The organism is Niallia sp. HCP3S3_B10, assembly GCF_052064465.1.
GTDB classification, from domain to species: Bacteria; Bacillota; Bacilli; order Bacillales; family Cytobacillaceae; genus Niallia; species Niallia hominis.
The window spans coordinates 1-10,262 of sequence record NZ_JBQHVO010000098.1 but is presented as its reverse complement, the minus strand read 5'-3'; the positions used below and the strand labels follow the sequence as shown (position 1 = coordinate 10,262).

Annotated in this window: 11 protein-coding genes, 1 tRNA gene and 1 rRNA gene; 3 read left to right on the top strand and 10 right to left on the bottom strand. The window is 37.0% G+C overall.

Annotated elements, in window-relative coordinates; genetic code table 11:
• Positions 1–279: 279 nt before the first annotated feature.
• Together groL and groES are read right to left on the bottom strand one after the other, a co-directional pair.
• A complete protein-coding gene (gene groL, locus ACTNDN_RS23915; protein ID WP_441132481.1) occupies positions 280–1,914 on the bottom strand; it encodes a chaperonin GroEL in 1,635 nt (544 codons plus the stop codon).
• A gap of 71 nt (positions 1,915–1,985) precedes the next feature.
• Complete coding sequence (gene groES, locus ACTNDN_RS23910) at positions 1,986–2,270, bottom strand: co-chaperone GroES (protein WP_400245197.1); 285 nt, start codon at positions 2,268–2,270, stop codon at positions 1,986–1,988.
• 357 nt (positions 2,271–2,627) lie between these two features.
• Here groES and ACTNDN_RS23905 point away from each other — a divergent pair, with 357 nt between their 5' ends.
• Together ACTNDN_RS23905 and ACTNDN_RS23900 are read left to right on the top strand one after the other, a co-directional pair.
• Positions 2,628–3,362, top strand: coding sequence for a lysostaphin resistance A-like protein (locus ACTNDN_RS23905; RefSeq protein ID WP_441132479.1), 735 nt, complete (start codon positions 2,628–2,630; stop codon positions 3,360–3,362).
• A 1-nt stretch (position 3,363) separates the two neighbouring features.
• Positions 3,364–3,585, top strand: coding sequence for a YdiK family protein (locus tag ACTNDN_RS23900; RefSeq protein WP_031540006.1), 222 nt, complete (start codon positions 3,364–3,366; stop codon positions 3,583–3,585).
• Positions 3,586–3,695: 110 nt separating this feature from the next.
• On the opposite strand, the gene ACTNDN_RS23895 is transcribed toward ACTNDN_RS23900, so the two are convergent.
• Both ACTNDN_RS23895 and moaC read right to left on the bottom strand, forming a co-directional pair.
• The gene (locus ACTNDN_RS23895) at positions 3,696–4,364 is read right to left on the bottom strand and encodes a redox-sensing transcriptional repressor Rex (protein ID WP_031540007.1); all 669 of its coding nucleotides are present in this window, start codon (positions 4,362–4,364) and stop codon (positions 3,696–3,698) included.
• 38 nt (positions 4,365–4,402) lie between these two features.
• Positions 4,403–4,888: a cyclic pyranopterin monophosphate synthase MoaC gene (gene moaC, locus ACTNDN_RS23890; protein WP_235252719.1), complete on the bottom strand. Its 486-nt coding sequence runs from the start codon at positions 4,886–4,888 to the stop codon at positions 4,403–4,405.
• Positions 4,889–5,028: 140 nt separating this feature from the next.
• Between moaC and ACTNDN_RS23885 the strand changes: the two genes are divergently transcribed.
• A complete protein-coding gene (locus tag ACTNDN_RS23885; RefSeq protein WP_031540009.1) occupies positions 5,029–6,957 on the top strand; it encodes an ABC-F family ATP-binding cassette domain-containing protein in 1,929 nt (642 codons plus the stop codon).
• Positions 6,958–7,146: 189 nt separating this feature from the next.
• Here the strand turns inward: ACTNDN_RS23885 and tsaD are convergent, their stop codons facing one another.
• The 6 genes from tsaD to rrf all read right to left on the bottom strand — a co-directional run.
• On the bottom strand, positions 7,147–8,184 hold the full coding sequence (gene tsaD, locus ACTNDN_RS23880; RefSeq protein ID WP_031540010.1) for a tRNA (adenosine(37)-N6)-threonylcarbamoyltransferase complex transferase subunit TsaD: 1,038 nt from the start codon (positions 8,182–8,184) through the stop codon (positions 7,147–7,149).
• Positions 8,181–8,627, bottom strand: a complete 447-nt coding sequence (gene rimI / locus ACTNDN_RS23875) for a ribosomal protein S18-alanine N-acetyltransferase (RefSeq protein WP_235252721.1) — start codon at positions 8,625–8,627, stop codon at positions 8,181–8,183. Before rimI ends, tsaD begins: the two co-directional genes overlap by 4 nt.
• Positions 8,627–9,343, bottom strand: a complete 717-nt coding sequence (gene tsaB, locus ACTNDN_RS23870; RefSeq protein ID WP_251628919.1) for a tRNA (adenosine(37)-N6)-threonylcarbamoyltransferase complex dimerization subunit type 1 TsaB — start codon at positions 9,341–9,343, stop codon at positions 8,627–8,629. The genes rimI and tsaB overlap by 1 nt, the downstream gene beginning before the upstream one ends.
• Positions 9,340–9,795: a tRNA (adenosine(37)-N6)-threonylcarbamoyltransferase complex ATPase subunit type 1 TsaE gene (gene tsaE / locus ACTNDN_RS23865; RefSeq protein ID WP_235252723.1), complete on the bottom strand. Its 456-nt coding sequence runs from the start codon at positions 9,793–9,795 to the stop codon at positions 9,340–9,342. Before tsaE ends, tsaB begins: the two co-directional genes overlap by 4 nt.
• 282 nt (positions 9,796–10,077) lie before the next feature.
• Positions 10,078–10,151 (bottom strand) — tRNA-Met (locus tag ACTNDN_RS23860).
• Positions 10,152–10,171: 20 nt separating this feature from the next.
• Positions 10,172–10,262: ribosomal RNA gene (rrf, locus tag ACTNDN_RS23855) — 5S ribosomal RNA — on the bottom strand; the annotation flags it as partial.

Genomic DNA, 10,262 nt, shown 5'->3' with positions numbered 1-10,262 from the left:
CAGAAACCGTGCGTCAGAACATGCCATACTTAAATCAAGCGATTGGAAAACCCATTCACTTTGCCTTACAGGGATTAAAAGGTTTTTAAAACTTACTAGTTATAGAAGATTACAATATACTTTTTTACAAGGAACACTAGAAAATAAAAAAGAGGCTTCTCAAAAGTTTACTTAAACTTTTGAGAAGCCTCCGTTGTCTAACTTCAATATTAGCAAAATGTTAGCATTGCGCTCCCCTCTTACATAAAACCCTCATATATCAAGGGGTTTGGGCGATGATTACATCATGCCGCCCATTCCACCCATGCCGCCCATATCAGGCATTGCAGCACCTGCGCCACCTTCTTCAGGTTTATCAGCAACTACAGCTTCTGTTGTTAAGAACATAGCAGCTACACTTCCTGCGTTTTGTAAGGCAGAACGAGTAACTTTAGTTGGGTCAACAATACCAGCTTCAATCATGTTTACCCACTCGCCGTTAGCAGCGTTGAAGCCTGTTCCTACTGGTTCGTTTTTCAATTTCTCAACGATTACAGATCCTTCTAGGCCTGCGTTGAATGCGATTTGACGAACTGGCTCTTCGATTGCGCGTAGAACGATGTTTACACCAGTTGCTTCGTCGCCTTCTGCTTGGATAGCAGCTACTTTATTGTATACGTTTAGAAGTGCTGTACCACCACCTGCTACGATACCTTCTTCTACAGCAGCACGAGTAGAGTTTAGAGCGTCTTCGATACGTAATTTACGTTCTTTTAATTCTGTTTCAGTAGCAGCACCAACTTTAACTACTGCCACACCACCAGCAAGTTTTGCAAGGCGTTCTTGTAGTTTTTCACGGTCAAATTCAGAAGTAGTTTCTTCTAATTGAACACGAAGTTGGTTTACGCGTGCTTGGATATCATTAGATGAACCTGCACCTTCAACAATAGTAGTAGTTTCTTTTGTGATTACTACTTTTGCAGCGCGTCCTAAAGATTCAATTGTTGTTGTTTTAAGCTCTAAGCCAAGATCTTCTGTGATTACTTGACCGCCAGTTAGAACAGCGATATCTTCTAGCATTGCTTTACGACGATCACCGAAGCCAGGAGCTTTAACAGCTACTGCAGTGAATGTACCGCGAAGTTTGTTTAATACTAATGTAGCATTTGCTTCGCCTTCTACGTCTTCTGCAACGATTAATAATGGTTTCCCTTGTTGAACTACTTGCTCTAATACTGGTAAAATTTCTTGGATATTCGAAATCTTCTTATCTGTAATTAAAAGATATGGATTTTCAAGAACAGCTTCCATTTTATCAGAATCAGTTACCATATAAGGTGAAACATATCCACGGTCGAATTGCATACCTTCTACTACATCTAATTCAGTAGTGAAGCCTTTTGATTCTTCGATTGTGATAACTCCGTCGTTACCAACACGTTCCATTGCTTCAGCAATTAATTGTCCTACTTCTTCATCAGCAGAAGAAATGGCAGCAACTTGTGCGATAGAAGCTTTGCCTTCAATTGGTTTAGAAATAGCTTTTAACTCTTCAATTGCAGCAGCAATCGCTTTGTCCATCCCTTTGCGGATACCCATTGGGTTAGCGCCAGCTGTAACGTTTTTAAGTCCTTCGCGAATCATTGCTTGAGCTAGAACTGTTGCAGTTGTTGTACCGTCCCCAGCAACATCATTTGTTTTGCTTGCTACTTCCGCAACAAGTTTTGCACCCATGTTTTCAAATGCATCTTCTAATTCGATTTCTTTTGCGATTGTTACACCATCATTTGTGATAAGTGGTGAACCATATTTTTTCTCAAGAACCACGTTGCGTCCTTTTGGTCCAAGTGTTACTTTTACAGCATCTGCTAGAGCATCTACCCCACGCAGCATAGCACGGCGAGCTTCTTCACTAAATTTAATATCTTTAGCCATTTTGAAAAACCTCCTCAAGTATTGTTATCTCATGTATTTTTTATTACGTAATCTCTTATGTTAAAATAGAATTAGCTAACGATAGCTAAAATGTCGCTCTCGCGAAGAATTAAGTACTCTTTCCCTTCGTATTTCACTTCAGTACCAGAGTATTTTGAGAAGATAATGCGGTCATCAACAGATACTTCAAGCGCAACACGCTCTCCGTTATCTAATACGCGACCAGTTCCTACAGCTACTACTTTGCCTTCTTGAGGCTTTTCTTTAGCAGAGTCCGGTAATACGATACCACTTGCAGTTTTTTCTTCTGTTTCAACAAGCTCAATAATAATGCGATCTCCTAATGGCTTTAACAAGTGAAACAACCTCCTCAAATTATATACATTTTATTTTCTTATTAGCACTCAATCGCTATGAGTGCTAACACAATTATTATATTAATTAATCTTTTCTCATAATGCAAGAGACAAGACTTATTTTTTCGTAAATTTTTTTCTAGTTTCTATTGCCCTTAGAAAGTATATACGTTAAAGCTTTAAATATTCACTCTTTCTATTTTTTAGTTGTTACTATTTGAAACAGAGCACTGCTTATTAGTAGAATAGGAAGTATGATTGTCTCTTTGCCCAAATATAATAAATACTGATTAGCCTAGATATATTCCTTTTACACAAATTTATTAAACCTATCAATTATTTAAAGGAGCTTTTATTTTGAAAAAAGAATATTGGATTATCTTAATAACTTATATCGCCATGCAGCTCTCCACTTTTGTTGGAGTTCCGGTCGTTCTTTTTATCGCTGATTTACTTGGGTACAATCCAGCTTCTAAACCGGTTCAATTCCAATCTGGCGTTATTTGGCTAATAGTTAGTTTTATCGTTGCCTTAATCATCTGTCTTGTTTTGTTAAGAAAAGAATTCAGACATCCAATGCGTTCAGATGTGATGAGCATTCCTTCTTCTATCGGCTGGGCAATTGGCGGTGTTTTTCTATCTTTATTTGCCCAGAGTTTTGCAGGAATAATTGAACAGTTATTAGGCATTAAACCAGGATCAGAAAACACGGAACAAATCATGCGTATTATTGATGCCGCACCATTTGTTATTCTGGTAGTAAGTATTATTGGACCGATATTAGAGGAAATTGTTTTCCGCAAAATCATTTTCGGTTCCCTTTACAAGCGATTCGGATTTTTTATCTCTGCACTAGTTAGTTCCCTTATCTTTGCAGTTGCTCATAGAGATTTTGTCCACATCCTTCTATATGCAAGCATGGGCTTTACCTTTGCATTCCTATATGTAAAAACCAAAAGAATCCTTGTGCCAATCTTTGCCCATGTCGCAATGAACACACTCGTAGTAATTTTGCAATTAAACTATGACAAAATTATCGAATGGCAGGAAAAATACTCGGGCGTAACACAATTTATTGGAGGATTTTTATAAAATGAGAAGATCACCGTTATTTTCAGGAGTTCTATATATTATTTTTGGAGCTCTTTTTACGTATTTTGCAATCCACGATTTACAATTAAATCAAGAATGGGGATTCTATACGTATTTACTAGTCATCCTGGCAACCTTTGACATCGGATCAGGAATAAAATTAATCAACTTTCACTTTTTCCTGAAAAAAAACCAAACAGATAGAAAAAAGCCGAAACAATGATAGAAAATAATTAAGAGTGGAAATCAACGGGCCACTTTTTAATTCTTTCTAAAAAAAATGCGTGTATAAGAATGTAGTTTCCGCTACACCCTTATACACGCATTTCCTTTTTATTCTTCCGTTTCCTCTGCCTCTACATCTGGCGTAGGATAATGCTTTAAGAAATAAACAAGCGATTGCAGCTCCACAGCCAAATCAATATGATGTACTCTCACATTCGCTGGCACATTTAAGCGAGCAGGAGTAAAATTCAATATTCCTTTGATATTACTCTCTACTAAACGATCTGTAATAATTTGTGCTGCATGTGCTGGTACCGTTAGTATTGCTACTTCAACACCATTCTCTTGCAGAACCTTCTCTAAATCATCCATATGATGAATAGGCACATCGTTCACTAAAGTGCCAATCTTTTCTTCTATAACATCGAATCCTACTTCAATTTTTGTGTTATTATTTTTTAAGAAGTTATATTTCAAAAAGGCAACCCCTAAATTACCAACACCAATTAAAGCTACTTTCGTTAGTTCATCTTGATCTAATGTTTTACGGAAAAATGATAATAAATAGTTTACATTGTATCCATATCCCTTTTTTCCAAGCGCGCCAAAATAAGAGAAATCCCGTCTTATTGTGGCAGAGTCGACCTTCACTGCTTCACTTAATTCAGCAGAAGACACTCTCTGCTTACCTGATGAATGTAAATTTTTTAAAAAACGATAGTATAATGGTAACCGCTTTGCTGTTGCCTGCGGTATTTTCATTACCTCATTATGCATACTTATCCCCTACCTATATTTAAAAATTAGCAGTTATTCTACTGCTCTCTTTTGTAATCGCCATTTTTTCCACCTGATTTCTCGACTAAATAGGTGGGGCCAATTACCATCCCTTTATCCAAGCTTTTACACATATCATAAATCGTTAAAGCTGTAACAGATGCAGCAGTCAATGCTTCCATTTCCACACCTGTACTTCCGATTGTCTTTACGGTTGCGGAAATAATCAATTGAAAATCTTCCGCATCATCTTCCCATTGAAACGATATATCGACACCCTTCAACATAATTGGGTGACACATAGGTATGATGTCAGCTGTTTTTTTAGCAGCCATTATTCCTGCTACTTGGGCAACAGCTAGTACATCTCCTTTTTTTATCTCCTGCTTTGTGATTTTCTCATAAATTTCTTCACTTACTTTAATACTAGATAGAGCAACAGCTATGCGAGCGGTTTCACTTTTTTCTGATATATCAACCATTTTCGCATGGCCTTCCTGATTAAAATGTGTAAACTCCCCCATAATAACACCTCTAAGCAAAATGATACACTATTTTAAAGAGAATGTGTATTTATTATCACTTTTTTCCCATTTCCCCTTTTATTGCAGGATAACATATTTATAGGTTACACTTATGGTACATAATCCCCTGAGGTGAAGAAATGATACTATTACAAGTAAATCAGCTATCTAAGCATTTTGGAGCTGAACTTATCTTATCAAATATAAAATTAGAAGTACAAACGAGAGACCGAATCGCTCTAGTGGGAAGAAACGGCGCTGGCAAATCTACCTTATTGAAAATTATCGCTGGGCAATTATCCTATGACTCCGGTGAAATCATAAAGCCCAAAAATGTCGAAATAGGTTATCTAGCTCAAAACACAGGTTTGGAATCAAGCCTTTCCATTTGGGATGAGATGTTAACAGTTTTCCATGAGCTTCAAGTAAAAGAAAAACATTTACGAAAACTGGAACAAAAGATGTCCGATCCCAATACAATCGAAAACCCAGATGCTTTTGAGCGAATTTTAAAGGAATATGACCACCTGCAATTTGAATTTAAAGAAAGCGGTGGCTATCAATACGAAGCAGATATCCGCTCCGTTTTACATGGTTTAAACTTTAGTACATTCAATTACAGTACAAAAATCTCTACGTTAAGTGGTGGTCAAAAAACAAGATTAGCACTAGCAAAGCTTCTACTAACTACACCAGATATTCTCATACTAGACGAACCAACAAACCATCTAGATATTGAAACATTATCTTGGTTGGAGCAATACTTGCAAGGTTATAAGGGTGCTGTATTAATCGTTTCCCATGACCGTTATTTCCTTGATAAAGTAGTGACCCAAGTGTACGAAATATCAAGACACCATATTCAAAAGTTTATTGGTAACTATAGCGGTTATCTTGAGCAAAAAGCGGCAAATTATGAGCGAGAAATGAAACTTTACGAAAAGCAACAAGATGAAATTGCCAAACTAGAAACATTCATTCAAAAAAATTTAGCAAGAGCGTCTACTACCAAAAGAGCACAAAGCCGCAGAAAAACATTGGACAGAATGGATAGAATCGATCGTCCAGACGGCAATGAAAAATCTGCTTCCTTCGGCTTTGAAATTACAAAACAAACAGGAAATGATGTATTAAAAATTAATGATCTTTCCATTGGTTATAAAGATAATTCAGTATCTGAGCATATTTCCTTCCAAATAAATAGAGGTGAAAGTGTTGCCCTAGTTGGCCCAAATGGTGTTGGAAAATCAACGCTATTAAAAACAATCATTGATAGGCTGCCAAAACATGCTGGTTCGATAGCACTTGGCTCAAATGTCATGATTGGATACTACGATCAAGAACAAGCAGAACTTACCTCTAATAAACGAGTCCTTAATGAATTATGGGATGACTTTCCACTGACACCTGAAAAAGATATCCGTACTGTCCTCGGCAATTTCTTATTTTCAGGAGACGATGTTTTAAAAATAGTAAATTCATTAAGTGGTGGAGAGAAGGCACGTCTCGCATTATCTAAGCTAATGATGGAAAAACCAAATGTCTTAATTTTGGACGAGCCGACAAACCATTTAGACTTAGACAGTAAAGAAGTACTCGAAAATGCTTTAATTGATTACCCAGGTACCATTCTTTTTGTTTCCCATGACAGATATTTTATTAACAGAATTGCAACAAAGGTGATTGAATTAGATAAGAGTGGATCCACAGAATTCTTAGGCGACTATGATTATTATGTGGAAAAGAAGCTGGAGCAAGCAGAAATTCAGGCATTAGAAGCAAATGCTGCTGTAAAACAAGCACAAAATACAGGGACAGAAGAGAAAAGCTCTTACCAAATGAGCAAGGAAGTGCAAAAATTAGAACGTCAAAGATTAAGAAGAATTGAAGAAATAGAAACAACTATTGAAGAGCTAGAAATAAAAGTATCAGAACAGGAAGCTCTTCTATGCGAACCTGAAATTTTCCAAGATCACGAAAAGGTCTTAGAGTTAAATAAAAGCCTTGAACAGTTAAAAGATCAAATCGAACGGTTAATGGATGAATGGACCGAATTATCAGATAAGTAAAAAGTACTGGGTATTTATTTACCCAGTACTTTTTTTCCACATTATTATCCACATATCAAGGATTGTTTTATCAACTTTCCACATATTTACCCACATTATCCACAAACACATAATAAATTATTCACATTATCCACAGCGTGTGTATATAACATCATATTTATTCACAGTGACGCATATAGGGCCAAAGTCTTACTCCATTCCATTGTGGATTGTTATATCTAATCCTGGGTTTCCGTTCAAATCCAATCTTGATCGCTGCCCTTTTTCAAAGAAAATGGTTCCTGCTGCAGCAATCATTGCCGCATTATCTGTACATAAAGCTAATGGTGGTATCGTTAATTTTACGGAATTCATCTTTTTAAACTTATCCATAAGAGCAGTTCTAAGTCCTTTATTAGCAGCAACCCCACCTGCTAATACAACTTGCTTCACTTGGTACTGCTCTGCTGCTTCGACAGTCTTTGATACCAATACTTCCACAACACTTTCCTGAAAGCTAGCTGCCAAATCTTCAGGTCTAATAACTTCTCCACGTTGCTCAGCGTTATGCACAGTGTTGATAACTGCTGATTTCAATCCACTAAAACTAAAATCATAGGTTCCTTCTATCCATGCTCTTGGCAACTTTACAGCAGCAGCATTCCCTTCTGTCGCTAGTCGATCAATATGAGGGCCACCTGGATAAGGAAGATTAAGTGTTCGCGCAACCTTATCATAGGCTTCTCCAGCAGCGTCGTCTCTTGTTTCTCCAATAACTTCAAAATGACCATGCTCTCTCATTAATACTAATTCTGTATGCCCTCCAGAAACCACTAGTGCTAATAAAGGGAATTCTAAGTTATCCACAAGTTGATTGGCATAAATATGCCCAGCAATATGATGTACACCCACAAGTGGGATATCATGTGCAAAACTTATTGCTTTAGCAGCATTCACTCCTATTAAAAGAGCTCCTACCAAACCTGGTCCCTCTGTTACAGCAATTGCATCGATTTCTTCATAAGTGACATCCGCTTGGGAGAGCGCTTCTTCTATTACAAGCGTAATTTGCTCCACATGATGTCTTGAAGCAATTTCTGGAACGACTCCACCAAATCTCTTATGGCTTTCAATTTGAGAAGCTACAATATTTGAAAGGATTTCCGATCCATTTCTTACAATAGAAACCGCTGTTTCATCACAGCTTGTTTCCATACCCAATATAATCAAATCATTATTATTTTTCATAATTTCACCCACATTACTAAAGCATCTTCTTGATTATCTGTATAGTACTTCTTTCTAATTGCACCGTTTTGGAATCCTAGTTTTCTATATAAATTTTGTGCCACCATATTTGTCACACGGACTTCTAATGTCATAGAAGTAGCACCAAGCTGCCTTGCCTCATCCATTATCTTTGTAAGTAACGTTTCACCGAGCTTTTTTCCTCTGTACTCTGGCAGAATAGCTATATTTGTAATATGAGCTTCATCTACAACAATCCATACTCCACAATACCCGACAAGCCCTTCTTCATGTTGGATTACAATATATTTAGCAAATCGATTTTGTGTTAGCTCATTATAAAAAGCCTCTTTACTCCAAGGAGTAGTAAAAGAAATCATTTCGATTTTGAAAATATCATCGATATCCGCAACTGTCATATAGCGAAATTCAAATGCTGACATTATCCCCTGTCTTCCTTTATCTCTTTTTTATTTGCTTTCAGCCAATTTGCCTCTGCCTCTGCTAACCGTATATAATTAGGTGTAAACGTATGTATCGCTTCAGCTGGCCTTGATTCTCCTAACATAGCAAGGATAGAAGGTCTCGGATTAAAATCCACTCCATCTGCTAAATAAGCAAGATCACCTAATCCGTCCTTTAAGATTTCTTCATGAAGAGGTAAATCATTCCCAACAAATAATATGCTTTTCTTCAATGGAGCAAGGTGCTGAACCCAATCTGTAGATAAAATCAATTGATCCTTTTTTATTATTTCCACTTTATTACTTGTAAAATGATATAACCCTGTATAAATCTGTCCTCTTCTAGCATCGAATAGTGGAGACACATAACCATCAAAATATCGTCCTACAGATGCAGCAAGTACTTCTAGGCTAGAAACACCTACTAATGGAATATTTAATGTCCAGGCAAGTGTTTTTGCAATCGTAACCCCAATCCGAACGCCTGTATAAGATCCAGGTCCTTTTGCTACTACAACCTTGGAGAGATCCTTTGGCTTTATATCACATTCCTTCATTAATTGCTCGATCGCAGGCATCGCTCTAATCGAATGGTTCTTTTTCAGGTTAGTGATATATTCCCCAATTACCTTTCCATCTTCATATAAAGCAATACCTAAAACAAAATTTGACGTATCTATTGCTAATATCTTCATTCAAATATCTCCTTACATAATTGCATATAGCGAGAACCTTTAGGGGATAAAACTATTTTCCTTCCTGAAGTGTCGTCATAAAACAATTGAATTTGCAAAAATTCTATTGGCAGTTGGTCCTCAATTAAATGGGCCCATTCCACAACAGTAACTCCATCCCCTTCAAAATACTCCTCAAAGCCTAAATCTTCCTCACTATCCTTTAATCGATAGACATCCATATGATATAACGGTAATATCCCTTGATATTCCTTTATTATTGTAAAGGTTGGACTATTAACCGTTTTAGCTATTCCTAATCCTTTCGCGATTCCTTTTGTAAAAGTTGTTTTGCCAGCGCCAAGATCCCCTTCTAAAGTAATTACATCCCCTGCTTTTAAAAGCAAGCCAATTCGCTCAGCAAAACTAATCGTCTCTTCCACATTATCTGCCTTCCACTCAAAGTTTTTCATAAATTACTCCTAATATTAAATTTAATAATGGTATATCTTTTATTATACTCAATAAACCTATGAGTCTAAAGCAAGTCTCCTTGTTTTTTTGAGGAAACAGAATAGTTTGTTTCATAATCCTAAAAGAAATACAAAATATCCATTCAAATCAATCTATTATACTTTTTTTCATTCATTTATCAGTCTGTTTAACTTAGATATCCACAGTCTCTCCATTTTGGAGGTTCTTAGACGAACAAAAAAATCCTTAGGTTATTCCTAAGGATTTTTTTCATTGTTTGATTGCGGGGACAGGATTTGAACCTGCGACCTTCGGGTTATGAGCCCGACGAGCTACCAGACTGCTCCACCCCGCGACGATATTAAAAGTATAAAAGCCTGGCGACGTCCTACTCTCACAGGGGGAGAACCCCCAACTACCATCGGCGCTTTAGAAGCTTAACTTCCGTGTTCGGTATGGGAACGGG